Origin of the sequence: Bradyrhizobium sp. AZCC 1577, assembly GCF_036924575.1 — a bacterium.
GTDB lineage: Bacteria > Pseudomonadota > Alphaproteobacteria > Rhizobiales > Xanthobacteraceae > Bradyrhizobium.
Genome location: NZ_JAZHRQ010000001.1, coordinates 2,250,526 through 2,276,232, shown reverse-complemented (window position 1 = coordinate 2,276,232; position 25,707 = coordinate 2,250,526). Strand labels below are relative to the sequence as shown.

The window sequence follows — 25,707 nt, the reverse complement described above, 5'->3', positions numbered from 1 at the left end:
AACCTCAAAGCCAACTTCGCATTGAACGCCCGACGTCTCGCAAGAGAAGCAACAAATCATGCAAAACGATGGCCTTGCAACCCCTCCGTGTTACCGCACCAGTTTCGCACCAGAAACGGCCTCGACAAAGCGCAACGAACCCGGCTGAAATCGACCGAAACCACAGGACGGTCAATGAAACTGACCTATATCTTCCCGCTCATGACGGTCTGGCTGCTGGTTCGATCCTGAACGCGCGATCGCGCTTCACGCCGAGCCAGCCACCGGCTTGTCCTTCAGAAAGACCCGGCTGGCGAGCACGTCTGACGCCTCCAGCGACATGATGTCGTCAGCCGTCAGCACGCGATCGAGATCGGCGACGAGACGATTGGCCTGGCGCAGGCGCATGCGGTCGAGCGCGTTTCGGATCGAGCGCGCGTTGGAGAACAGCGGCTGGGTCTTGCGCAGCGCGATGTAGCGGATGAACGCTTCGCGCGCGTCGGCGCTGAATTTGTAGTTCATGTCGCGCAGTATCAGCTCGGCGATGGCAAGCAATTCAGGCTCGGAATAGTCCGGAAAATCGATGTGATGGGCAATGCGGGAGCGGAAGCCGGGATTGCTGGCGAAGAATTTATCCATTCGATCGCCATAACCGGCGAGAATCACCACGAGATCCTCGCGCTGGGATTCCATCACTTGCAGCAGGATCTCGATCGCCTCCTGACCGTAATCGCGTTCGTTGTCGGGCCGGTGGAGATAATAGGCTTCGTCGATGAAAAGTACGCCGCCCATCGCCTTCTTCAGCACCTCCTTGGTCTTGGGCGCGGTGTGGCCGATATATTGTCCAACCAGCTCATCGCGGGTAACCGACACCACCTGGCCGCGACGCACGAAACCGAGCCTGTGGAGAATGCTCGCGATCCGCAGCGCCACCGTGGTCTTGCCGGTGCCGGGATTGCCGGTGAACGACATGTGCAATGTCGGCACCTCCGACGTCAGATTAAGCCGCTTGCGGATACGTTCGATCAGCAAGAGCGATGCGATTTCGCGGATACGGGTTTTGACGGGCACCAGCCCGATCAACTCGCGGTCGAGCTGCGTGAGGATTTCCTCAATGCCGACGGCTTCGAGCTCCTCGCGGAGGTTGACCGTGTCTGTCATGTCGGCGGTATCCATGTCCATCTGGCAAACCTCGACGCAAGCATGCGCGATTTGAAAAAAACTCCGTCGCCGCTTCCACAGCGACGGAGCAGTGCATCCGGCAGACGAAAGGCACGATCAGGGAGAACTCGTCTGTCGGACCGAGCCAGTGACCTAACCGTAGCGCCGGCCCTCCGGACGGTCGGCGGCGTATGATTTGGTCGTATAGCGGATGTTGCGGCCGGCAACTTCATGCCGCTCGAGCCGGAAGCCGGGTTCCTCCTTCGGTCGGTTGACGATGAAGGACAGCCGGACCGATTCCCAGCCGTGACTGGAATCGAACGCCGACAGGCGGATGTAGCTGTTACCATACACCTTGCGGCATTGGTTCAGCTCCATCATCACGCCGGCGGCGTCGCGGAGGTCGAACATCGGCAATCCCCACATTTCCCAGAAATTGTTGCGGGGATGCGGATCGTCTGTGAATTCGATGTTCACCGCCCAGCCATTCTCCAGGCAATACTGGACCTGGCGGGAGATCTGCTCGTCGGTGAGATCGGGCAGAAACGAGAAGCAGCCTTGGGTAATGCGCATGATTTCCGCTCCTTACATCGCAACGCTGGGCGTGGGCACGTAGTCTGGTGTGTCGGTCGATTCGTAGTTGAAGGTGACGTCCTTCCACACCTCCAGCGCCGATTTCAACGGCGTACAGGTCTCTGCTGCCTTGGCGAGAATCTCAGGACCCTCGTGCAGATAGTCGCGGCCTTCATTGCGCGCGAGGATCATGGCTTCCAACGCCACGCGGTTGGCGGTCGCGCCGGCCTGAATGCCCATCGGATGACCGATCGTGCCGCCACCAAACTGCAGGATCACGTCTTCGCCGAGATGATCGAGCAGTTGATGCATCTGGCCTGCGTGAATGCCGCCGGACGCGACCGGCATCAGCTTGTTGAGGCTGGCCCAATGCTGGTCGAAGAACACGCCGTGCTCCAACCGCATCGGATTGTAGTCCTCGCGGCAGATGTCGTAATAGCCGCGCGTGGTCGCCGGATCGCCCTCGAGCTTGCCGACCACGGTGCCGGCATGGATGTGATCGACGCCCGCAAGCCGCATCCATTTCGCGATCACCCGGAACGAGACCCCGTGATTGCGCTGCCGCGTGTAGGTCGAGTGCCCGGCACGATGCAGATGCAGGATCATGTCATTGCGACGCGCCCACTTGGCCATCGACTGGATCGCGGTGTAGCCGATCACGAGATCGATCATGATGATGACCGAGCCGAGTTCCTTGGCAAACTCGGCGCGCTCGTACATGTCTTCCATGGTGCCGGCGGTGACGTTGAGATAGGTGCCCTTGATCTCGCCGGTCGCCGCCTGCGCCTTGTTGACCGCCTCCATGCAATACAGAAACCGCTCGCGCCAATGCATGAACGGCTGCGAGTTGATGTTCTCGTCGTCCTTGGTGAAATCGAGCCCGCCTTTCAGGGCCTCGTACACCACGCGCCCGTAGTTGCGCCCGGACAGGCCGAGCTTCGGCTTCACCGTGGCGCCGAGCAGCGGCCGGCCAAACTTATCCATACGCTCGCGCTCGACCACGATGCCTGTCGCAGGCCCCTGGAACGTCTTCACGTAGGCCACCGGCAGCCGCATGTCCTCGAGCCGCAATGCCTTCAGCGGCTTGAAGCCGAACACGTTGCCGATGATCGAGGCCGAGAGGTTGGCAATCGACCCGGGCTCGAACAGGTCGAGGTCGTAGGCGATATAGGCAAAATACTGTCCCTGCGAATTCGGGACGGGATCGACGCGAAAGCATTTGGCGCGGTATTTCTCCGCCGCCGTCAGCCGGTCGGTCCACACCACGGTCCAGGTCGCGGTCGAGGATTCACCGGCGACTGCCGCCGACGCCTCGATCGGATCGACCCCGTCCTGCGGCGTGACGCGGAACAGCGCGATGATGTCGGTGTCCTTGGGCTCGTAGTCGGGCTCCCAATAGCCCATCTTCTTGTATTCGAGGACGCCGGATTTATAGCGATCCTTGCCGCGGACAGTCATCGAGTGCATGTTCATGTCGCTCTCCTGGGGTGGTGTGCGGCGGTTGGCCGGGATCGAACGCGTCGTCAGCTCATTCGGCGGCATCGGCTATTCCTCCGATTTGTGGATCGAGTGCACCCGAACGGTAGCGTCGCGCCATCTCGGCCAATGGGATGACCTTGATGTGGGACGCATGCCCCGCCGTGCCGAATTGCTCGAAGCGTTCGCGGCAAAGATCGCGCAAGCCATCCATCGCCGGTTTCAGAAATTTGCGCGGGTCGAACTCGCTTCTGCTCTGCGTTGCGACCTTGCGGAACGCCGCGGTCATCGCCAACCGGCAGTCGGTATCGATGTTGACCTTTCGGACACCGTGCTTGATGCCGCGGACGATTTCCTCGACCGGCACGCCCCAGGTCTGCGGCATCTCGCCGCCGAACTGGTTGAATGCGTCCTGCAGCGGCTGCGGCACCGAGGACGAGCCGTGCATCACCAGATGCGTATTGGGCAGCCGGTGATGGATTTCCTCGACCACCCTCATGGCAAGAATGTCACCGTCCGGCTTGCGCGAAAACTTGTAGGCGCCGTGCGAAGTCCCCATCGCGATCGCCAGCGCATCGACCTTGGTAGCGCGAACGAAGTCGATCGCCTGATCCGGATCGGTCAGCAACTGGTCGTGGCTGACCTCGCCTTCCACGCCATGGCCATCCTCCTGCTCGCCGCCGCCATGCTCCAATGAGCCGAGCACGCCCAGTTCGCCTTCGACCGAAGCACCGATCCAGTGCGCCATGTCAACCACGCGGCGGGTGATGTCGACGTTGTACTGATAGCTCGCCGGGGTCTTGGCATCGGCCATCAGCGAGCCGTCCATCATCACCGAAGTGAAGCCGTGCTGCAGCGCGGTGGCGCAGGTCGACTCCTCGTTGCCGTGGTCCTGGTGCAGACAGAGCGGGATCTGCGGATACATCTCTTCCAGCGCCTCGATCATCTTTGCCAGCATGATATCGTTGGCGTAAGAGCGCGCGCCCCGCGAGGCCTGGATGATGACGGGCGCATCGACAGCAGCCGCCGCCTCCATGATGGCAAGGCCCTGCTCCATGTTGTTGATGTTGAATGCCGGCACGCCATAGCCACGCTCGGCGGCATGATCCAGTAATTGCCTCAGCGTTATCAGCGCCATCGCAGCCTCCGTCTCATTGCTCTCGTGTTTTCGTCATGCCCAGGTTGCCGTCATTCTTGACCGCGCGATGCAGCGCATAGCCGCTATGGCGACAGCGTTCGCGGTAATGCCGAATTCGCGATAGAGTGTTTCCGCCGGCGCTGATGCGCCAAAGCCGGTCATACCGACGAATTCGCCACCGTCGCCGAGCCAGCGCGCCCAGTCGCCCTCGACCGCGGCTTCGACCCCGATCCGCGGGGCATCTCCAAGAACCTCCGCCCGGTACTCGTGTGACTGCTGACGGAACAACTCGAAGCACGGGGCCGAGACGACGGCCGCGCGAACACTATCCATTGCGAGCGTTTTCGCAGCCTCGATGGCGATCGAGACTTCCGATCCGGTCGCGATCAGCGTGACATCGCGTCCGCCCTCCGGCTCAACGACGACATAGGCGCCCCGCGCGACCAGATTGTCACCACCGTCCTCGCGGAAGGCAGGCAGCGCTTGCCGCGACAGACACAGCACGGACGGACTGGCCTGCGCCCGTAGCGCGCAGTCCCACGCCTCGGCGGTCTCGATGGCATCACCCGGTCGGAAGACCAGCAGATTGGGGATCGCCCGAAGCGATGCCAGATGTTCGACCGGCTGGTGGGTGGGGCCATCCTCGCCCAGCCCGATGGAGTCGTGCGTCATCACATGGATGACACGAATGTTCATCAGCGCCGCTAGCCGGATCGCCGGACGGCTATAGTCGGCGAAGCTGAGGAACATACCGCCATAGGGGATGAAGCCGCCATGCAGCGCGATGCCGTTCATCGCCGCCGCCATGGCATGCTCGCGGACGCCATAGTGAATATAGCTGCCTGCAAATGAGCCGGGCTGCACCGGCCGCTGGGTCCTGGCCCGCGTCAGGTTGGAATGCGTGAGATCCGCCGAGCCACCGAGCAGATTGGGCAGCGCCTCGGCGATTGCATCAATCACGCGCTGCGACGCCTGCCGGGTGGCAATATTCGGTCGCTCAGTCGCGAAGTCATCGCGCAGCTTTGTCATTGCTTGCGCATAGCTGCACGGCAGGTTGCGATTCAGCGCATCGTGAAATGGCGAACGGGAATCCGAACTCAGACGCTTGGTCCGTTCGATCCAGCAGCGGCGGGCGGCATGCCCGCGGCGGCCTGCCTGACGCCACTGCGCGAGGACGGCTTCCGGGATCTCGAACGGCGCGTGCGGCCAGTTCAGCGCATCGCGGGTTTTGGCGGCTTCTTCGCCACCCAGCGGCGCGCCATGGACCTTCTCGGTTCCCTGACGGTTCGGCGCGCCGAAGCCGATGATCGTGCGGCAGGCAATCAGCGACGGCCGGTCGCTGTTGCGCGCCCGCTCGATCGCGGCCGCGATCGCTTCGGGATCGTGGCCGTCGATTCGGCTGGCCGACCACCCCGCCGCCTTGAACCGTGCGAGCTGATCATCCGAGCATGACAGTGACGTGGCGCCGTCGATCGAGATTTCGTTGTCATCGAACAGCACGATCAGACGATTGAGCCTGAGATGCCCGGCCAGCGAGATCGCCTCGTGGCTGATCCCCTCCATCAGGCAGCCGTCGCCCGCGACTACGTAGGTGAAATGATCGACGCAGTCGTCGCCGAAGCGGGCGTTCATCAACCGCTCGGCCAGCGCCATACCGACGGCCGTGGCAATGCCCTGCCCGAGAGGTCCGGTGGTCGTCTCGACGCCCGCCGTATGGCCATATTCGGGGTGTCCCGGTGTCTTCGACGCCCACTGGCGGAAGGCCCTGAGTTCGTCCAGCGTCATGCCTTCGTACCCGGTGAGGTGCAGAAGCGCATACAGCAGCATCGAGCCATGGCCGGCCGACAACACGAAGCGGTCGCGATCCGGCCACGCCGGGTCCGAGGGATCGAATTTGAGGAAGCGCGAAAACAGAACGGTCGCGACGTCAGCCATGCCCATCGGCATGCCCGGATGACCGGACTTCGCCTTTTCAACAGCGTCGATCGCCAGGAAGCGTATAGCGTTCGCCATCTCTGCGTGTGACAGATCCGGGCGGCTGGCTATGCGGGACAGAGCGGGAGCGTTCATATCGTGCGCCTCTTGCGTTCCATCAGTTGCAGGATCAGTGGGGTGAGGATGAGCTGCATCGCCAGGTCGAGCTTTGCCCCGTGGATCACGATCGAATTGGCGCGCGACATGAAGCTGTGCGGAATCATCGACAGCAGATAGGGAAAATCGATGCCGCGAGGATTCTTGAGACGGATCACCACCATCGATTCGTCGGGCGTCGGAATCCACCGCGCGATGAACGGGTTCGACGTATCGACGGTCGGCACGCGCTGGAAATTGATGTCGGTCTCGGCGAACTGCGGACAGATGTAATTCACATAATCCGGCATTCGCCGCAGGATGGTGTCGGTCACCGCTTCAGCGGTATAGCCGCGGTCGCGACGATCGCGATGCAGCTTCTGGATCCATTCCAGGTTGATCACCGGCACGACGCCGATCTTGAGATCGGCATGCTGCGCCACGTTGACCTTTTCGGTCACGACCGCGCCGTGCAACCCTTCGTAAAACAGCAGGTCGGAGCCTGCCGGCAGTTGGTCCCACTCGGTAAATGTTCCCGGTTTGGCGCCGTACAGCTTCGCCTCTTCGTCGTCGTGAACGTAATGACGCGTCATTCCGGTGCCGGATTCACCGTAGTCGCGAAACACTTTTTCGAGCTCTTCGAACAAGTTGGTTTCCGGACTGAAATGGCTGAAATGCTTGTTTCCGCGCTCGGCCTCCTCCAGCATTTTGCTGCGCATCTCGAAACGATTGTAACGATGGAAGGCATCGCCTTCGATGTAGGCCGCGACCACTTTTTCGCGGCGGAAGATCTGCTCGAACGTCTTCTTCACCGACGTGGTGCCGGCGCCCGACGAACCTGTAATCGATATGATGGGATGAGCCCGCGACATCGTGATGCTCCGTCAGCGGAACAGGCCGCGCCGCGCAAACAGCGGCGCATCGCTATTGTCGAACATCGGCTCGATCCTTTCGTGAATGGCGGCGATGTCGCGCACGCCACGCAAAGAACCCATGATCAGCGGCACCCGCTGGTGCGGCGTTCTCGCAGCCACTTCCAGAATTCGCCGCCGTCCGGTCGAGGCCGCGCCGCCCGCCCATTCCATTACCAGCGCCATCGGATGGGCCTCGTACAGCAGGCGAATCCTCCCTTCGCGATAGCTGGGGCGGGCATCGGCCGGATAGAGAAACACGCCACCGCGCGCCAGAATGCGAAGCGATTCCGCAACCAGCGAACCGATCCAGCGCATGTTGAAATCCGCCTCACCGCCACCGCTGGTACCGGCGAGACATTCATCGATGTAGGCCCGAACGGGACCATGCCAGTGCCGGCGATTGGACGCATTGATGGCGAACTCCGGCGTATCGCGTGCGACCTGCGCGGCCTGCCGGATCAGCAGAAATTCCCCCGCGCGCCTGTCGAGAATGAAGATATCGACGCGCGCGTTGAGCGCGAGAACGAACGTGGTTTGTGGACCGTAGACGAAAAAGCCTGCCGCGCACTGCGCCGTACCGGGCTCAAAGAAAGTCGAAAGGATGTCGTTGCCTCGCGGGCGGATCGAAAAGATGGTGCCGAGCGAGATGTTGTTTTCGAGATTGGCCGATCCGTCGAGCGGATCGATCGCAACACACAGGTGCGCCTCGGGCCGCAAGGTTTCCGGCAGCGCCGCCTCCTCGGAAAGGACCGCCGCCACCGGCGCGTCGCGCAGCGCACGCCGCATCATTTCGTCGGCGACGATGTCGATGTCTTTCTGCCGGTCGCCATCGGAATTGATGCCGCTATCCTGCCCGGTGATATCGGCGAGCGGCCCATTCGCAATCAGCGCGGCGAGTTCGATTGCAGCGGCGGCAATGGCCTCGATCACCGCACCGACCGCCGCGCCATGCGGGATCTGCGCAATAGACTTCTCGAGATGTGAACGCAGCGTCACGCGTCCGTCCATGGCCGTCTCCCGGTGCGCTCTCTCGGCGCTGTCGAAGCGTCCGCCGATTGGCGACCCGCGCTCTTAAGCAAGCGCAGTTTGCCGAATTAGGGAAATTTTGTTATCTTTGGCCTGTGCAAAGTTTTTGTTATAATGGAGCGTGCCATGGCCGGCCGATTGTTGCGCGAATTGACCATCCGCCAATTGCGCGCGCTGGCTGCCGTGCAGAAGCACCGATCGGTCACCGCCGCGTCGAAGCAGCTATACCTGACACAGCCTGCGGTAACGTTGCAGCTACGCAACCTGCAGGCGGTCGCGGGATTGCCGCTGATCCAGCGCACCGGCGACGGCATGCTGCTGACGGATGCCGGGCGCGAGGTATTGGCGCTCGCCGAGCGGATCGAGGCGGCGATCACCGATTGCGAGACCACGTTGGAGATGATGGCGGGAAAGACCGCGGGCCGCATCTCGATCGGAGCGGTCTCGACGGCGAAATATTTCGTGCCGTTCATGATCTCCGGATTCTCGAAGCTCTATCCGAACGTCGAAATCACGCTCTCGATCGGCAACCGCCAGGAGGTCGGCGAGGCGCTACGCGGCTACGATCTCGACTTCGCGATCATGGGCCGCCCACCCGCCGATATCGACATGAACGTCCACCTGATCGGCGATCATCCCCACGTCATCATCGCGCCGACCGCGCATCGGCTGGCACGAAAATCCCGCATCGCGCCGCGCGAGCTCGCCGGCGAAACCTTCCTGACGCGCGAGCCGGGGTCCGGAACGCGCGGGCTGATGGAGCAATTGTTCGAGACGTCGGGCATCCGCCCCAAGATCGGCCTCGCCATGAGCAGCAACGAGACCATCAAGCAGGCGGTGATCGCAGGGCTCGGCATCGCCTTCCTCTCTGCGCACACGGTCGCGACCGAGCTCGACGAACGGCGCCTGGTCACCCTGGACGTCGATGGTCTGCCGATCGTGCGGCAGTGGTTCGCGCTTGCACGCAAGGACAAGGTGTTGCTGCCGCCGGCGCAGGCAATGCTCGATTTCCTCAGCGCCAAGGGCAAGCAGTTTCTGCCCCGCACCCATCGCAGGCTGCGCCTCACCCGGCCGTCAGACCGTGCCAGGCGCGGCTGACGCGCTCTGCTTTCACCTCGCTTTGCACGAGAGAAGGACTAGGGCCAAGGTCCGGCCGCGATCGGAATGGTATCCCGCCGAAAGAGTCGCAGGATTTGCGTGCGTCCTGCCTTGACTGTCCCCAACAACTCCGAAAACCTATCCCCTTAGAAGGCTGATTTCGGTCGCTTTGGCGGGACGCGGATCGATCGGCCCTTCCAGTAGGAACGACCGAAAATGGTACGTCTATTGCTTCCAGGCAATATGCGTGCGAGGGGTAAGGACTCATTATGATCCGCGTGTTTCTTGATCGGCTCTACCTTTTCTCCGGCTATCTTGCCGGACTTTTCCTCATTGCGATTTTTGTCCTGATGCTGCTGCTGTCGGGTGGCCGGCCGTTTGGCATCAATATTCCGGCGGGCGACGATTTCATCTCCTGGTGCATGGCGGCGACCGCCTTCCTCGGGCTCGCGCATACGTTCAAGCACGGCGAGATGATCCGCGTCGGCCTGTTGATCGACCGCCTCAACGATAATGTGCGCCATTATGTCGAGATCGCAGCCCTCCTGGTCGGCGTCGGCTTCATCGGCTTTTTCGCCTGGCATGCCGCGATCATGACCTGGCAGTCGTGGAAATTTTCCGATATTTCGCAAGGCGTCATCGCGGTGCCGCTGTGGATTCCGCAGCTCGGCTACAGCGGCGGCCTCGCGATTCTTTTCATCGCCTTCGTGGATGAGCTGATCCATGTGCTGCGCGGCTTTGCGCCGCGCTACGAATTGCCGAAGGCGCAGAGCGCCGAGGAAATCGTCGAGCGTGCCATGCAGAGCGGGGTCTGAGATGGAGCTGCTTTCCATCGCCGCCATCCTGCTGGGATTCCTGGCGCTGCTGCTTGGCGCCGGCGTCTGGATCGCCGTCGCCCTGATGGCGACGGGATGGGCCGGTATGCAATTCGCCGCCGGCGGCATTCCGGCCGGCAGCGTGCTGGCGACGACGGTGTGGGGCAACAGCGCATCCTGGTCGCTCGCGGCGTTGCCGCTCTTCATCTGGATGGGCGAGATCCTGTTCCGCACGCGCCTGTCGGAGGAGATGTTCCGCGGGTTTGCGCCGTGGCTGAACTGGCTGCCGGGCCGGCTCATGCACGTCAATGTCCTCGCCTGCGGCGTGTTCGGTTCGGTGTCGGGATCGTCAGCCGCGACCTGCGCCACGGTCGCCAAGATCGCCCTGCCCGAATTGAAGAAGCGCGGCTATGACGAAGGCTTGAGCCTCGGCTCGCTCGCCGGTGCGGGCACGCTCGGCATCCTCATCCCGCCGTCGATCACCATGGTGGTCTACGCCGTGCAGGCGAACGTCTCCATCATTCAGGTCTTTCTCGCCGGCTTTCTGCCGGGCATGTTGGTGATGGCGCTCTATTCCGGCTACATCGCGATCTGGTCGTTCGCCAATCCGAAAAGCACGCCGCCGGCGGAACCGTCCATGAGCTTTCGCAGGCGCATTGCCGAGTCGCTCAATCTCATTCCTTGTCTATTGCTGATCATTTTCGTCTTTCTGTCGCTGCTGATGGGCTGGGCGACGGCGACAGAATGCGCGGCCTGGGGCGTGTTGGGGTCGCTCGCGATTGCATGGTGGCAGGGCGCGCTGACCTGGCAATCGTTCTGGGCGAGCGTCATGGGCGCGACGCGGGTCAATTGCATGATCCTGCTGATCCTGGCGGGCGCCTCCTACATGGGCACGTCGATGGCCTATACCGGCATCCCGATGGCGCTCGCGAACTGGGTGAACGGGCTCCAGCTCAGCCCCTATGCGCTGATCGCGGCGCTCACCGTGATGTACGTCGTGCTCGGCACGGCACTCGACGGCATCTCCATGATCGTGCTGACCACCGCCATCGTCATTCCGATGGTGAAGCAGGCCGGCTTCGACCTGGTCTGGTTCGGAATCTTCCTGGTGCTGGTGGTGGAAATGGCGGAAGTCTCTCCGCCCGTCGGCTTCAACCTGTTCGTCCTGCAGACCATGAGCGGCAAGGATTCCAACACGGTCGCCAAGGCGGCCCTGCCGTTCTTCTTCTTGCTCGTTCTGGCGGTTGCCATCATCACGGTCTTTCCTGATATCGTGATGCTGCTGCCGCGGATCGCGTTCCCTGGCTAGAGAAAGGTATTGTCATGTTCAGACTTATAAAGACGTGCGCATTGGCCGCCTGCATCGCGGCGCTTGCCGCCCCCGCAATGGCGCAGACAAAATGGAATCTTCCGGCGGCCTATCCGGCGGACAATCCGCATTCGGTGAATCTGATCGCGTTCGCCAAGGACGTTGCCGACGCCACCGGCAACAAGCTGCAGATCACCGTGCATCCCGCCGCGTCGCTGTTCAAGGCGCCGGAAATCAAGCGCGCGGTCGCAACCGGCCAGGCGCAGGCCGGCGAGGTTCTGATTTCGCTGCATGAGAACGAAGATCCGATGTTCGGCATCGACGTGATCCCCTTCCTGGCGACGAGCTATCCGGCAGCCAAGAAGCTGTGGCTCGCCTCGAAACCCGCCATCGAAAAGAAGCTCGCGTCGCAGGGACTGATGCTTCTGTTCGCGGTGCCATGGGGGCCGCAGGGCATTTATGCCAAGAAGGACCTCAACACGGTCGAGGATATGAAAGGCTTGAAGTGGCGCGCCTATAACGTCGGCACCTCGCGCATCGCCGAACTTGTCGGCGCGCAGCCCGTCACCATCCAGGCGGCGGAACTGCCGCAGGCGCTGGCCACCGGCGTCGTGAACGCGTTCATGACCTCGGGCTCGACCGGCTACGACAGCAAGTCCTGGGAAACCATGACGCATTTTTACGATACGCAGGCCTGGATCCCGAAGAACGTCACCTTCGTGAACAAGGCCGCTTTCGATGCGCTCGACAAGCCGACGCAGGACGCGATCCTCAAGGCAGCGGCGGTCGCCGAAGAGCGCGGCTGGAAGCTCGCGGAAGAAAAGGCGAAGTGGTATCTCGAACAGCTTCAGGCCAACAAGATGAAGGTGCTGCCACCACCTCCGGCGCTGAAGTCCGGCCTCGAGAAAATCGGCGAGCAGTTGACGGCCGATTGGCTCAAGAAGGCGGGTGCTGATGGTGAAGCCGTGATCGCCGCCTACAAGAAGTAAGACCAGCATTATCTTGCGCTCGCAGCGTCCGGCGTTGATTGCCGGACGCTGCCATTTCACGGACGACGCCCGCTTACCCGAAATGATAATGCTGCCGACAAGTATCCTTCGATACATCCTTAGGTAGACGAGTAATTATTTCTTAGGAGCATCGCGATACCGTTCTGGCATCTTCACAGCGTGTCGCCGCTCGCAGAGGGCGGCAACCGGGTTTGGAAATGCCGCCATGAGAGTGCTCTACAATCCTCTTTCCCCATCGTTCCGACCCTGGCAGTTGCCGCAGCCGCCGGAGCCGCCGCAGCTTTTGGCCACGCTGGCGTCCAACCATCAGGCTTCATCGAACGAGAAATCGCAAAGCGGAGCTTCAACCCCGTCCACCGGCAGCATCGGCCAATCACCGATGGTACAGGCGTTCTTGCTGCGGTTGCAGGAACTCGGAATGTCATATCGCCCGGGAACCGACGGCGACGACGCGCTGTCCGGTTGGAGCAAGACTCTCGCCGATGGCGGCGATGGCAACGATACGATCGATGCCTGGTCCGATAGCGTCGTCGATGGTGGCGCAGGAAATGACTCGCTCCGTGCCTGGTCGGGATCGGCTGTCTATGGCGGCGCCGGCAACGACCAGATCGACGTCTGGTCCGATAGCGCCGTGGATGCCGGCGATGGCGACGACATGGTGCGCGCCTGGTCAAATACCGTGACGATGGGTGGCGCCGGAAGCGACACGATCAGCGCCTGGTCGGAGAGCCTGGTCGATGGTGGCGCAGGGAATGACACGATCTCGGTATGGTCCGACAGCCGCGCCTATGGTGGTGACGGCAACGATTCCATCTCAGCTCTCGTCGGCAGCTATGTCGAGGGCGGTGCCGGCAACGACACCATCGATGGGGACAATGGAACGATCGTTGCCGGCGGTACCGGCGACGATACGATTCGCGCTGACCGGGGCTCCACAATCCTGTTCAACGTCGGCGATGGCAAGGATACCATCTTCACCAACCGCGACGTCACCATCAAACTGGGCGAGGGCTTTTCGGCCGAGAATATGAACGTCACGATATCAGGAAACGTCGCAACAGTGTCCTTCGGAGACGGATCGGACCAGTTGACGTTGGATATCGGCTTCCATCCGGTAAACCTTTCCTTCGCTGATGGCTCAAGCGCCGAAATCAAGGTCGACGCGTTCAGTGCCTTGCGTGCGCGGTCAGGCGAGGCGAAACCGGCTTGACGTCTGCCAGGCGCGAAACGCTCCTTGAAGACTTGTGCCGGGCTGCGTGAAAGAAGCGCCAACAATTAAAGACAGGTCGTGATGCCGCCGTCGACGTAGAGCGTATGCCCGTTGACGAAGGACGAGGCATCTCCCGACAGAAAGACGGCGGCGCCTATCAGTTCGTCCACGTTGCCCCAGCGCGAGGCCGGCGTCCGCTTTTCAAGCCACGCTGAAAATTGGAGATCGTCGACCAGCGCTTGATTCAGCGGGGTCTTGAAGTAACCCGGCGCGATGGCATTGATCTGCAGTCCGTGCCTGGCCCAATCGGCGCACATGCCGCGCGTGAGGTTCTTGATCGCTCCCTTGGTAGCGGTGTACGGGGCAATGCCCGGGCGGGCCAACTCGCTCTGAACCGACGCGATGTTGATGATCTTGCCCTTTCCGCGCGGGATCATGTGGCGCGCGACGGCCTGGCCGACGTAGAAGGCGCTCGAGACATTGGTCCTGAGCAATTGCTCCCACTTCTCCGCGGGAAAATCCTCAAGCGGCGTGCGAAACTGCATGCCGGCGTTGTTGACGAGAATATCGATCGCCCCATCCGTCCGTTCGATTGTCGCAACTCCTTCGCGGACATCGTCGGCCACGGTGACGTCGAAACCGGCGACCGCAACCTTGTGCCCGGCTGCGGTCAAGCTTGCGGCGGCGGCTTCAAGCTTGCTGCGCTCCCGTCCATTCAGGACCACGGAGGCGCCATGCTCGGCAAGCCCTCGCGCGATGGCGAGGCCGATCCCCTGGGACGATCCTGTGACGAGGGCTCGTTTGCCGGCCAGATTGAACAGTTCAAATGCCACGGCGGACCTTCTCCATGCGTGCAGGGTGGGTCGGATGGACGTAGAAATACCGCACACCGCGGTCAAGCCAAAACGGCAGATCATCCGAGATGGTGAGCGTACCGGCGCGTTGCTGGCAAAGACAGGCGATTTCACCTGGGCTTCGGATGGATGTTTAGAAACCCTGTCGTTGCCGCGTGGGCCCGCCGCGCGATTTCGGCGGCACTCGGGCGATCGGCCACTTGAAGCAGCAGGCCGGTCATCAGGTCGCCCCAGAGCAGCCCCAAGAATTGTTCTGCCATCGCGGCAGGATCGCCATCGCACAGCCCGGCTGACTTGGCGTTCGCCATGATCTCTCGCAATGAGTCACGCGCAGGCCGGCGAGCGAGCGAGTCCAGCGCTTGTGCAACCTTTGGCGCGTGCACTGTTTCGGATATCGCCAGCCGGAACACAGCAACGACGACCGGATCGGTCGTTTCCGTCAAAAGCCTCGTTCCAAAAGCGGTAAGCACGTTGGCCAGGGTTTCCCTGTCGCGCAACTCGGGCAAATCGGCCGGCGCTTTCAACCGCCGGGCGCGCTCGGTGATGCAGGCGACCAGCATCGCTTCCTTGTTGCCGAACAGCGAATAAAGCTCGCGTTTCGACACGCGTGCGCGTGTCGCAATCTCCAGCGTGCTGGTCTGCGCATAGCCGCCCTCCATGAATGCCGAAAGCGCCGCGCCGAGAATCCGCTTCTGGACTGCGGCGCCATCGGTTTCTTCCTCGCGCGGCTTCATCTTCGGACTCATCGATGTCATTTCCCTCTTGACTCGGTACCCAGTGGTACCATACATCGCTCATTGGGTACCAGACAGTACCAAAACTGGTTGTGACGGTAAAGATCGGCGGCGTTCACCCACTCGCTGCCGGCTTAGCCTGAGGAAAGTCCATGAACAGACGTCAGCTACTAGCGGCGGCCTTGGCACCGCTCGCATTGCGAGTTGCCCCCGACGCGATCTCGTCAAACGCATCAGCAGCAACTTCGAAGCGGGATGGAAAAATGAGCAAGGCCACGCAACGGATCATCGAATGCAACGGCATCCGCATCAACATTGCCGAACAGGGCGAGGGACCGCTGGTGCTGCTGGTGCACGGCTTTCCCGAATCCTGGTTCTCCTGGCGGCATCAGATCGATGCGCTTGCTGCCGCCGGCTTCCGTGTCGTCGCTCCGGACTTGCGTGGTTACGGCAAGAGCGACGCACCGCAAGCGGTCGATCAGTACACGATCCTGCATCTCGTAGGCGACATGGTGGGTATTCTTGATGCCTTGGGCGCGGCGACCGCCGTCATCGCCGGTCATGATTGGGGTGCCAGCATCGCCTGGCAGGCAGCTCTCATGCGGCCCGACCGCTTCCGGGCGGTGGCAGCCCTCAGCGTCCCGTTCCGCCCGCGCGGCAAAGTGGCGCCGACCAGTCTCATGCCGCGCACGGAGACGGCGCAATTCTACCAGCTCTATTTCATGGAGCCCGGACCGGCCGAGGCGGAATTGGAGCGCGATCCGCGCGCGACCATTCGCAACATGCTGTTCGGAGCGTCCGGGGACGGCGTAGCCGCGGCTCGCGCGGCCGTCGCTGCGGGCGAGCCCGCGCCGAACCTTGGCATGGTGCGGAAGGGCGGCGGATTTCTGCAAGGACCCGGCGCCCCCGAAATCCTGCCATCCTGGATCAGCGAAAGCGACATCGACTTTTATGGCGAGGAGTTCAAGCGAACCGGTTTCCGGGGCGCGCTCAATTACTACCGCAACATCGATCGCAACTGGGAAATCACGGGTGCTGTGGCCGGCATGCAAGTGTCTGTACCGGCGCTCTACATCGCGGGCGATCGTGATTTCCTGCTCTCGTTTCCCGGAACGGACCAGTTGCTCGCCAACCAGAAGAACTTCGTTCCCGGCCTGCGCAAGATTCAGATGCTGCCCGGCTGTGGCCACTGGACCCAGCAGGAGCGGCCGAACGAGGTCAGCACCGCGCTGATCGAGTTTATTCGAACCCTGCCGAGCCGATGATGACGACCCTGACGCCGCAACAATCGTCGTTGCCGCGACCGGTGGCCGTGGCCGGCAGCGTGAAAGAAAACGAAGCGGCGAAGGTCAAGCAGAGGTCGATGCTCGAGGGCCCCGTGCTGCCGACGCTGCTGACGCTCGCTCTGCCGACGCTCGTGGTCATGGTCGTGCAAACCCTGGTCGGGGTCGCGGAGACCTATTTCGTCAGCTTCCTCGGGACGGAAGCGCTGGCGGGCGTCAGCCTGGTGTTTCCCGTCTTCATGCTGATGCAGATGATGTCGAACGGCGGCATCGGTGGTGGTGTCGCATCGGCAATCGCGCGTGCGATGGGCGCCGGCAAGGTGGCGGAAGCCGAGGCGCTGGCGCTCAACGCACTCGTTCTCGCCATTGCTTTCGGAGTGATCTTTGCCGCCGCCGAGTGGCTGTTCGGCGAGGCTGTCTACCGCTTGCTCGGCGGTCAGGCAGGAGCCCTCGGCGCAGCTCTCGAATATGGCCACGTTATCTTCTTCGGGGCGATCTTTGTCTGGATCGTCAGCCTTCTGGCGGCGGCTCTTCGTGGCGCAGGCAACACGGTCGCGCCGGCGGCCGTCATTCTGCTGGGCGTGTTCGTGCTGCTTCCGCTTTCGCCGGCCTTGATCTTCGGCTGGGGCCCCTTTCCGCGGCTCGGCGTACCGGGAGCCGGCGTTGCCGTCGTCGTCTACTATCTCGTTGGTGCGCTCGTGTTGATCGTTTACATGCGCTCCGCCCGGGCCTCGTTGCGACTGCCGTTCGACGTGCGCCTCATCAAGTGGCGGCAACTTGGCGATATTCTTGGCGTCGGCGGGTTGTCGGCCATCGGCACCATTCAGTCCAATTTGACTGTCGTCCTGGTCACTGGCGCCGTCGGGCTGTTCGGCACTGACGCCATCGCAGGCTACGGAATTGCATCGCGCCTCGATTACATCCAGATTCCGCTGCTCTTCGCGCTTGGCAGCGCAGCGCTCACGATGGTCGGGGTCAACATCGGAGCGGGCCAGATCAGGCGGGCGGAGCGCATCGCCTGGGTTGCCGCGTTTTTTGCGGCCGGTGTCACCGAACTCCTCGGACTTGTCGTGACGATATTTCCACACGCCTGGCTGACGCTGTTTAGCACGGAGCCTGAGGTTCTGGCCGCCGGTTCGATCTATTTCCGCAATGTAGCCCCCTTCTACGGCGTGGCGGGTCTTGGAATGCTGCTCTACTTCGCGGGCCAAGGCGCCGGCCGCGTGATGTGGCCGGTTTTCGGCGGAACCGTCCGGCTGCTCGTCGCGGCGGGAATTGGCTGGCTCGTCGTTGCCTATCTTGGCGGCGGATTGCGGGAGCTCTTCATTACCGTTGCCGCGGGCTCGATCGTTTCCGGGGGCATCGTCGCATCTGCGCTTTGGCTCCGTGGCTGGGGGCGGACCGGCTAGGCTCCGCTGGCTTCGCCAGCCTCGGCATCTCGTCGCGGCGCAGCATGCAAAATGAGACTACCGGTCAAGTTGCAGCGGGCGAAGCTGCGTGCGCCGCCCCAGTCATCGGCTAGCTTTTCGCCCGGCGGTCCCGGTCGCAATGCACTGTGAAGGGCATGGCGATTTCGGAACGACCTATAGAAAAACTGGCGATACAAGGGAGGGGTTCGATGTTTAGAAGCTGTGCGGGACTGGTCGCGCTGAGCAGCCTGTTGCTTTCCGGCGCCGCCTTAGCTCAAGAGAAGATCAAGGTCGGCGTCACCGCGACCCTCGAAGGCACCTATACGGTGCTCGGCGAGGACGGAATCCGCGGGCATCAAACGGCGATCAACACGCTCAGCAAGAAGGTCGGCGACAAGGAAATCGAATTCATCATCGCTTCGACGGATGCCACGCCAGACTCCGCTGTCCGCGCCGTGCGCAAGCTGATCGAACAGGACAAGGTCCAGATCCTGCTCTCGCCCTTGTCCGGAGACGAAGGCATCGCAGTCAAGAACTTTGCCAAGACGCGCCCCGAGCTGACCTTTGTGAATGCTGCTTCCGGCGCGCAGGAAACCACTTATGTCGATCCGGCGCCGAACTTCTTCCGCTACAACATGGACGGCGCCCAGTGGCAGGTGGGCCTCGGCAAATACGCTTACGACACTAAGGGTTACCGAAAGATCGCAACGGTGGGCGAAGACTATTCGTTCATCTACACCCAGGTGTTCGGGCTTGTGCTCGAGTTCTGCGGGGCCGGCGGACAAGTCACTAACCGGCAATGGGTGCCGCTCGGCACCAAGGACTTTGCCTCCGTCATCGCCGCCCTGCCCGACGACGTTGATGCAATCTATCTCGGCCTTGGCGGCGCGGACGCCGTCAATTTCCTGAACCAATATCAGCAGGCCGGCGGCAAGGCGCATCTGATGGGCGGCTCGATCATGGTCGACCAGACCATCCTCTCCGCCAAGGGCAACGCCAAGAATGCGCTGCTCGGCACCATCGCCGCGAGCGGTCAGGCCGATACCTGGGAGGATGCGGGCTGGCAGAAATTCGTGAAGGCTTATCAGGACGCCTTCCCGCCGAACAAGCGGTTCCCGAGCCCGTCACTGCTCGCCACCAACTACTACAACTCGACGATGGCGCTCATACTCGCGCTGCGCCAGGTCAACGGCGACCTCAGCAACAACCAGGCCAAGCTCAAGGAAGCCCTCGCCAAGATCGAACTCGACGCGCCCAACGGCAAGATCAAGCTCGACTCCAACCGCCAGGCGATCGGAACCAACTTCGTCACCGAAGTGGTGGATGACGGCAAGGGCGCCCTCTTCAGCAAGGTCGTGAAGGTGATTCCGAACGTGAACCAGACGCTCGGCTACGACCCGGCAGTGTTCTCCAAGATCGGGCTGCCGAGCCGGACGGTTCCGGAGTGCAAGAAGTACTGAGTTCTTCGCATCTGCGAACGGGCCCCGGTCACGCCGGGGCCCCGGGCGCGGCCGGGCAGCATGTGATCTTCCCTTGCATTCTCGCGGCGGATGTTGAACGCTGACTGAAAAGACAAGAACATCCCGCGGGAGGGAAGGCATGAGCAAGGCTCTCGCCGTCTTCCACGGCCGGTTCGGTCGCGCGACGGTCTATCAGTTGAACCGCCCCTTCAACATGCATGCGCATCGCGAAGGGCACCTGATTTTTCATGTCGGTGGAACGCCAGCCCGCATTGATGTGTGCGATGAGCGATGGCTGCTTGCGGAAGACTCCATCGTTGCCGTCAACCCCTGGGAACCGCACAATTTTGTCCCGACGGACCTGGAGAACGGGGCGATCTTCTTCGTCCTTTACGTTAACGCCGAATGGTTCGCCCCCGACGCGGCCCGCGCCCACAGCCTGCGGTTCGGCCGCACCTGCTTCAAGCGTACGGCCACGCTCGACAGGCATATTCGCCGCTCTGCCGCGCTGGTGTGCGGCGCGCCTTCGCTGAGCAGCCTCGACTGCGAACTCAGGCAGTTGATCGACAGTTGTTATGACGAAAGCTGGCAGACGTCCGAGCCGGTGCAGGAGACGCGCACCGCCACCGCCGTCACCGACTTTCGCGTCCGCAAATCCATCAAGCTGATGTCCGAAAGCCCAGGCGCCGAGATCGAGCTGGATTCGATCGCGCGGGCCTCCGGGCTGTCGCGCCCGCACTTCTACCGGCTGTTCCGCACCCAGACCGGCGTCACGCCAAACCTCTACCTCAATACACTGATCATGGAACAGGCGCTGGACGCCCTGGTCGCGACCGAAGTGCCGATCGCCGATATCGGCTTCGATCTCGGCTTCTCCTCCCAGAGCGGCTTCACCCGCTTCTTCGCGGCCAATGTCGGGATGGCGCCGACTGAATACCGCCGCGCCGCCAAAGTCTTGCGCCCCTGAGCGTATCCGGCGCGAAAAGATACTGACAATCAAGTGCAAGGTCCGCGGCGCCGTTAGGATGCCCCAAAACGCGAGCCGAAACGGCCGCGGCGTCTGGGAGGACGGTATGGCGACGGCCGGGCTGCTACCGTGACAAGATTTATCGAACGCCATCCGGCATGGGCGCTGATCCTGCTGATCGCCGTCGCGGTGCTGTTGTGGCTGATCCTTGCCGTCTGGCCGCCCGGCCTTGAAGAGGCGATCGGCAGGAAGCGGGTCTTTCTCAACGCCCTGTTCAACGGCATCACGCTCGGCAGCCTTTACTTCCTGGTGGCCAGCGGCTTCACGCTCATCTTCGGCCTGATGCGCAACGTCAATCTGGCGCATGGCTCGCTTTATCTGTTCGGCGGCTACATCGGTTACGCCATCAGCGCCTGGACCGGTTCCTGGATCCTCGGCTTCATCATCGCATTTTTCGGTGTGGCGCTGGTCGGCATCGTCCTGCAGATCGCCGTCTTCCGCCGCATGGAAGGGCAGGATCTGCGCCAGACCATGGTCACGATCGGGCTCTCGATCGTGTTTGCCGATCTGATGCTGTGGGCCTTCGGCGGTGACTTCTATCAGATCCAGACGCCGAGCTGGCTGGTCGGCCCGATCGAATTGCCGCTGGTCACCGCGGTCAGATCGTCGGGCGAGGCGGTCTATTTGCGTTATCCGCTGGTGCGGCTCGTGATCCTGGTCGCGGCGATCGTGATCGGCATCGCGATGTGGCTGGCGCTCAACCGAACCCGCGTCGGCATGATGGTGCGCGCCGGCGTCGATGACCGCGACATGCTGGCGGCGACCGGCGTTCCTATCCAGCTCGTCTTCGTTGCCGTGTTCGCGCTTGGCGCCGGCCTTGCCGGCATCGCGGGCGTCGTCGGCGGAACCTTTCAGTCGCTTTCGCCCGGCGAGGATACCCGTTTTCTGCTCGCTTCCCTCGTCGTCGTCATTGTCGGCGGCATGGGATCGATCCCGGGCGCGGCGCTGGGCGCCGTCATCATCGGCCTCGCCGAGCAGCTCGGCTCCGTCTACATCCCGACTTATGCGATTGTCGTGACCTTCCTCATCATGGTGCTGGTGCTGGCGCTGCGGCCGCAGGGCCTGCTTGCGAGGCGCTGACATGTCGTTGGTCCAGGGCGCACATCCTCAGACCAGTCAACCGGCAAAAGTGCGCGCGGCGTTGTTGGCATGGCCGGAATTCAACAAGCCGGCGGTCTGGCTGGTGGCCGTGATCCTCTTGATCACGCCGTTCATCGCCAACGGCTTCTTCCTGATCGAGATCTTTGCCACGACGCTGATCCTCGGGACCGTCGCGCTCAGCCTAATGTTCCTGGCGGGCTATGGCGGCATGGTCAGCCTGATGCAGCTCACCGTCGCCGGCTTTGCAGCCTATATGGTCGCGGTGTTCGGCATGAGCGCCAACACCAATATCAGCCTCGGCTGGCCGTGGTGGCTCGCAACGCCGATGGCGCTCATTCTGGCCACGGCCTTCGGCACGCTCGGCGGCGCGCTCGCGGTGCGCACCGAGGGCATCTACACCATCATGATCACGCTCGCGATCGGCGCGGCCTTCTACTATTTCACCAACCAGAACTGGGCGATCTTCGGCGGCCACACCGGCATCAACACCATCGCCACGCCGCGCTTCTGGGGCATCGACTGGCGCTCCGATATCCCCTTTTATTACGTCACGTTGGGCGTCGCAGCGTTTTGCTACTTCGCCGTTCAATACGTCTCGCGCGCGCCTTTCGGCCTCGCGCTGCAGGGCGTGCGCGACAATCCCCGCCGCATGGCGGCGCTCGGCTTCAATGTCAACGCGCACCGCGTGGCGGCCTACGCCTTCGCGGCCTTCATCGCCGCACTCGGCGGCGTGTTGCAGGTCTGGAACTACCGGCAGATTTCGCCCGGCTCGGTCAGCGTCGGCGCCTGCATCGACATCCTGATCATCGCTGTAGTCGGCGGCATCACCCGCCCCATCGGACCCTTCATCGGCGCCTTCATCTTCGTCATCCTGCGCACCTTCGCGCTCGATCTATTGGTCAAGCTCGGGCTCGACGGCAATCGCTTCCGGCTGCTGATCGGCCTCGGCTTCCTCGCCATCGTGTTCTGGTCGTCGGATGGCGTGATCGGGCTATGGGAGCGGTGGCGCCGTGGCGCAGCCGCCGTCGATAAACGTGCGGGCGGAGGCCACGGCCATGGATAGCGCCGCGCCACGCTTTTCTGCTGTCGGCGCCGGCGCCGCGCTGGAGCTGCGCGGCGTGACCCGGCTGTTCGGCGCGCTCGCGGCGCTGACCGACGTCACCATCACGGTTCGTCCGGGCGAACGCCGCGCCGTTCTCGGCTCCAACGGCGCCGGCAAGACGACACTGTTCAATTGCGTGACCGGCGACTTTCCGCCGTCCTCCGGCACCATCCGCTTCTTCGGCGAGGACATTACCCACTTCCCGCCTTATGAGCGTATCAGGCGCGGCTTGCGCCGCACGTACCAGATATCGGCACTGTTCCCCGGCCTTACGGTGAGGGACAACGTCTACCTCGCCTGCCGCGGCGTTTCTCGCGGGCGATTCTCGCCGCTGCGCCCTGGGGCGAACGATGCCCTCATGCATGCGACAGAGGCACTGATCCAGGCGGTGCACCTGACATCAATCAGCGAGCAACGGGTCGCGGAACTCGCCCATGGCCAGCAGCGGCAGCTCGAGATCGCGCTCGCGCTCGCCGGCGCGCCGCGCTTCATCCTGTTCGACGAACCGGCCGCGGGCCTGTCACCCACCGAGCGGCGCGAATTGATCGATATCCTGACGTCGCTGCCCGCCCATATCGGCTACATCATCATCGAGCACGACATGGATGTCGCGCTTCGCGTCGTCGAAAGCGTCACGATGATGCACAACGGCCGTGTCTTCAAAGAAGGCCTGCCGCACGAGATCGAAGCCGACCCGGAGGTGCAGGAACTCTATCTGGGGGCCGGCCATGAGTGATTTCAGCCGTTCAGCACCTGCACTCGAAGTCCGGGGTCTCGACGTTTACTACGGCCATTCCCATGCATTGCAGGGCGTCGACCTGACTCTCGATTCCGGCGTGTTCTCGGTGGTCGGCCGCAACGGCATGGGCAAGACCACGCTGTGCAAGACCATCATGGGCTTGTTGCGGGCGAGCGGTGGTTCGGTTCGCGTCCGCGGCGAGGACATCACCCGCCTCAGCCCGGCCCGGATCGCGCAAGCAGGCGTCGGTTACGTACCGCAAGGACGACGGCTGTGGCGCTCGCTCAGCGTGGACGAACATCTGCGGCTGGCGGCCGGGATGCGGCGCGGCGTCTGGACCATCGATCGCATCTACGAGACGTTTCCCCGCCTTGCCGAGCGCAAAGATCATGGTGGCGGCCAGCTCTCGGGCGGCGAACAGCAGATGCTGGCGATCTCGCGCGCGCTTCTCACCAATCCGCACCTCCTCATCATGGACGAGCCGACCGAAGGCCTTGCGCCTGTCATCGTCGCCCAGGTCGAGGAAATGCTGGTGCGGCTTGCCGAAGACGGCGAGATGTCGGTGCTGGTGATCGAGCAGAACATCGGCGTTGCCACGGCGATTTCGAAGAACGTCGCGATCATGGTCAATGGCCGCATAAATCGCATCATCGACTCCGCGCGCCTTGCCGCCGACCGCGAGTTGCAACAACGTCTGCTCGGTGTGGGAGTCGTTGGAGTCCACGCCGAGCCGGAAGCGGATATTGAAGCTACCGATGCGAGCGCGGAGAAGGCGCGCCCCTCCCCGCCGCGCGCCCCGGGCACGGCGCCAATCCGCATCTATATCTCCAATCCCACGCTGCCGACGCGCTGGTCGCAGCCGGCACCGATTGCGCGCATTGAGGCTGCAGCGCGCACGCTTTCGACCGGAGTTACGCGTATCGAAGACGCAGCTCGGCAAAAGCGTCAGATAGGCGCGAGCGTCGTATCGGGACCGCCCGTCGTGCTCGTCGTTGGCACTCTCGATACCAAGGGCGAGGAGCTGCGCTTCGTCCGCGACGTGATCGCCGGACACGGTTTGCGGACGCGCCTGGTCGACGTGTCCACCAGCGGCAAGCTCGCCACCTGCGACGTCTCCGCCCAGGAAATCGCGCTCAACCACGGCCGCGGCGGGTCGAGCGTGTTCGGGTCCGACCGCGGCGCGTCGGTGACCGCGATGGCCGATGCCTTCGCCAATTGGCTGCGCCGTCAGAACAGTGTCGCAGGCATCATTTCGGCCGGCGGCTCCGGCGGCGCCTCGCTGGTCGCGCCGGGCATGCGCGGCCTTCCCGTCGGCGTGCCGAAACTCATCATCTCATCCGTCGCATCGGGAGACGTCGGCCCTTATGTCGGACCTGCCGATATCGCGATGATGTATTCGGTCACCGACGTGCAGGGGCTCAACTCGATCTCGCGTGCCGTGCTCGCCAACGGCGCCAACGCCATCGCCGGCATGGTGAAGGCGCGTCTCGAAAATCAAAGCGCGGCCGAGCGTAACGCGCGGGTTGCGTTGCCCGCTGTCGGCATCACCATGTTTGGCGTGACAACACCAGCCGTGCAGAAGATCACCGCCGATCTCCGCAGTGATTTCGAGTGTCTCGTCTTCCACGCCACCGGCGTCGGCGGCCGCTCGATGGAAAAGCTGGTCGATTCCGGAATGCTCGCGGCCGTCGTCGATCTCACGACGACGGAAGTCTGCGATCTCCTGATGGGCGGCGTGTTCCCGGCGACCGACGACCGCTTTGGCGCGATCATCCGCAGCCGCGTCCCCTTCATCGGCTCTGCCGGCGCGCTCGATATGGTCAATTTCGGCGCGCCCGACACCATTCCCGAACGCTACCGCCAGCGCAAATTGCACGTTCACAATCCGCAGGTGACCTTGATGCGCACCACGCCGGAAGAGAACGACCGCATCGGCCGCTGGATCGGCGAAAAACTCAACCGGATGGACGGGCCGGTGCGCTTCTTCCTGCCGGAAGGCGGCGTTTCCGCGCTCGACGCCCCTAGCCAGCCGTTCTGGGATCCGGAAGCCGACGCGGCGCTGTTTACAGCGCTGGAACGCAGCGTGCGCCAGACCGGCAACCGCCAGCTCATCCGCATCAGGCGCCACATCAACGAACCCGAATTTGCATCCGCCATCGTCAACGCGCTCCGTCCTCTGGTCGGACGCCCGGGGACACGTCGGAAAGTCGCGAGGTGAC

Annotated in this window: 22 protein-coding genes; 13 read left to right on the top strand and 9 right to left on the bottom strand. The window is 62.9% G+C overall.

Features of this window, described 5'->3' with window-relative positions; translation table 11 throughout:
• Positions 1 to 246: 246 nt before the first annotated feature.
• The 7 genes from cbbX to V1278_RS10650 form a co-directional block, all read right to left on the bottom strand.
• A complete protein-coding gene (gene cbbX, locus V1278_RS10680; protein WP_334380678.1) occupies positions 247 to 1,140 on the bottom strand; it encodes a CbbX protein in 894 nt (297 codons plus the stop codon).
• Between the two features lie 153 nt (positions 1,141 to 1,293).
• Complete coding sequence (locus tag V1278_RS10675) at positions 1,294 to 1,713, bottom strand: ribulose bisphosphate carboxylase small subunit (RefSeq protein WP_334364686.1); 420 nt, start codon at positions 1,711 to 1,713, stop codon at positions 1,294 to 1,296.
• 12 nt (positions 1,714 to 1,725) lie between these two features.
• Positions 1,726 to 3,186, bottom strand: a complete 1,461-nt coding sequence (locus V1278_RS10670; RefSeq protein ID WP_334369011.1) for a form I ribulose bisphosphate carboxylase large subunit — start codon at positions 3,184 to 3,186, stop codon at positions 1,726 to 1,728.
• Positions 3,187 to 3,241: 55 nt separating this feature from the next.
• Positions 3,242 to 4,327 (bottom strand): class II fructose-bisphosphate aldolase, encoded by a 1,086-nt coding sequence (fba, locus tag V1278_RS10665; RefSeq protein WP_334380677.1) that lies wholly within the window; start codon positions 4,325 to 4,327, stop codon positions 3,242 to 3,244.
• A gap of 33 nt (positions 4,328 to 4,360) precedes the next feature.
• Entirely contained in the window at positions 4,361 to 6,397 is a 2,037-nt protein-coding gene (tkt, locus tag V1278_RS10660) for a transketolase (RefSeq protein WP_334380676.1), read from the bottom strand.
• Positions 6,394 to 7,269 (bottom strand): phosphoribulokinase, encoded by an 876-nt coding sequence (locus V1278_RS10655; protein WP_334380675.1) that lies wholly within the window; start codon positions 7,267 to 7,269, stop codon positions 6,394 to 6,396. The genes tkt and V1278_RS10655 overlap by 4 nt, the downstream gene beginning before the upstream one ends.
• A 12-nt stretch (positions 7,270 to 7,281) precedes the next feature.
• A complete protein-coding gene (locus tag V1278_RS10650) occupies positions 7,282 to 8,319 on the bottom strand; it encodes a class 1 fructose-bisphosphatase (RefSeq protein WP_334380674.1) in 1,038 nt (345 codons plus the stop codon).
• A gap of 144 nt (positions 8,320 to 8,463) precedes the next feature.
• Between V1278_RS10650 and V1278_RS10645 the strand changes: the two genes are divergently transcribed.
• The 5 genes from V1278_RS10645 to V1278_RS10625 all read left to right on the top strand — a co-directional run bounded on the left by V1278_RS10645 (position 8,464) and on the right by V1278_RS10625 (position 13,779).
• Positions 8,464 to 9,435, top strand: coding sequence for a LysR family transcriptional regulator (locus V1278_RS10645; RefSeq protein WP_334380673.1), 972 nt, complete (start codon positions 8,464 to 8,466; stop codon positions 9,433 to 9,435).
• Between the two features lie 269 nt (positions 9,436 to 9,704).
• The gene (locus tag V1278_RS10640; RefSeq protein WP_334380672.1) at positions 9,705 to 10,250 is read left to right on the top strand and encodes a TRAP transporter small permease; all 546 of its coding nucleotides are present in this window, start codon (positions 9,705 to 9,707) and stop codon (positions 10,248 to 10,250) included.
• Position 10,251: 1 nt separating this feature from the next.
• On the top strand, positions 10,252 to 11,559 hold the full coding sequence (locus V1278_RS10635; RefSeq protein ID WP_334380671.1) for a TRAP transporter large permease: 1,308 nt from the start codon (positions 10,252 to 10,254) through the stop codon (positions 11,557 to 11,559).
• 14 nt (positions 11,560 to 11,573) lie between these two features.
• A complete protein-coding gene (locus tag V1278_RS10630) occupies positions 11,574 to 12,548 on the top strand; it encodes a TRAP transporter substrate-binding protein (RefSeq protein ID WP_249734513.1) in 975 nt (324 codons plus the stop codon).
• A gap of 439 nt (positions 12,549 to 12,987) precedes the next feature.
• On the top strand, positions 12,988 to 13,779 hold the full coding sequence (locus V1278_RS10625) for a calcium-binding protein (protein WP_334380670.1): 792 nt from the start codon (positions 12,988 to 12,990) through the stop codon (positions 13,777 to 13,779).
• A gap of 65 nt (positions 13,780 to 13,844) precedes the next feature.
• Here the strand turns inward: V1278_RS10625 and V1278_RS10620 are convergent, their stop codons facing one another.
• The gene (locus V1278_RS10620) at positions 13,845 to 14,612 is read right to left on the bottom strand and encodes an SDR family oxidoreductase (protein ID WP_334380669.1); all 768 of its coding nucleotides are present in this window, start codon (positions 14,610 to 14,612) and stop codon (positions 13,845 to 13,847) included.
• A gap of 131 nt (positions 14,613 to 14,743) precedes the next feature.
• Positions 14,744 to 15,379 carry a TetR/AcrR family transcriptional regulator gene (locus V1278_RS10615; protein ID WP_334380668.1) on the bottom strand — a complete coding sequence of 212 codons (636 nt, stop codon included), beginning with the start codon at positions 15,377 to 15,379 and terminating at the stop codon, positions 14,744 to 14,746.
• Between the two features lie 251 nt (positions 15,380 to 15,630).
• Here V1278_RS10615 and V1278_RS10610 point away from each other — a divergent pair, with 251 nt between their 5' ends.
• The 8 genes from V1278_RS10610 (at position 15,631) to V1278_RS10575 (ending at position 25,706) form a co-directional block, all read left to right on the top strand.
• Complete coding sequence (locus tag V1278_RS10610) at positions 15,631 to 16,632, top strand: alpha/beta fold hydrolase (protein WP_334380667.1); 1,002 nt, start codon at positions 15,631 to 15,633, stop codon at positions 16,630 to 16,632.
• The gene (locus V1278_RS10605) at positions 16,632 to 18,059 is read left to right on the top strand and encodes an MATE family efflux transporter (protein ID WP_334380666.1); all 1,428 of its coding nucleotides are present in this window, start codon (positions 16,632 to 16,634) and stop codon (positions 18,057 to 18,059) included. Before V1278_RS10610 ends, V1278_RS10605 begins: the two co-directional genes overlap by 1 nt.
• 209 nt (positions 18,060 to 18,268) lie before the next feature.
• Entirely contained in the window at positions 18,269 to 19,519 is a 1,251-nt protein-coding gene (locus V1278_RS10600; protein ID WP_334380665.1) for an ABC transporter substrate-binding protein, read from the top strand.
• A 139-nt stretch (positions 19,520 to 19,658) separates the two neighbouring features.
• Positions 19,659 to 20,486 (top strand): AraC family transcriptional regulator, encoded by an 828-nt coding sequence (locus tag V1278_RS10595; RefSeq protein WP_334380663.1) that lies wholly within the window; start codon positions 19,659 to 19,661, stop codon positions 20,484 to 20,486.
• A gap of 129 nt (positions 20,487 to 20,615) precedes the next feature.
• Positions 20,616 to 21,626 carry a branched-chain amino acid ABC transporter permease gene (locus V1278_RS10590; protein WP_334380662.1) on the top strand — a complete coding sequence of 337 codons (1,011 nt, stop codon included), beginning with the start codon at positions 20,616 to 20,618 and terminating at the stop codon, positions 21,624 to 21,626.
• 1 nt (position 21,627) lies between these two features.
• Complete coding sequence (locus tag V1278_RS10585) at positions 21,628 to 22,710, top strand: branched-chain amino acid ABC transporter permease (protein ID WP_334380661.1); 1,083 nt, start codon at positions 21,628 to 21,630, stop codon at positions 22,708 to 22,710.
• Positions 22,703 to 23,485: an ABC transporter ATP-binding protein gene (locus V1278_RS10580; protein WP_334364703.1), complete on the top strand. Its 783-nt coding sequence runs from the start codon at positions 22,703 to 22,705 to the stop codon at positions 23,483 to 23,485. Before V1278_RS10585 ends, V1278_RS10580 begins: the two co-directional genes overlap by 8 nt.
• The gene (locus V1278_RS10575; RefSeq protein WP_334380660.1) at positions 23,478 to 25,706 is read left to right on the top strand and encodes an ABC transporter permease; all 2,229 of its coding nucleotides are present in this window, start codon (positions 23,478 to 23,480) and stop codon (positions 25,704 to 25,706) included. The genes V1278_RS10580 and V1278_RS10575 overlap by 8 nt, the downstream gene beginning before the upstream one ends.
• Position 25,707 lies beyond the last annotated feature (1 nt).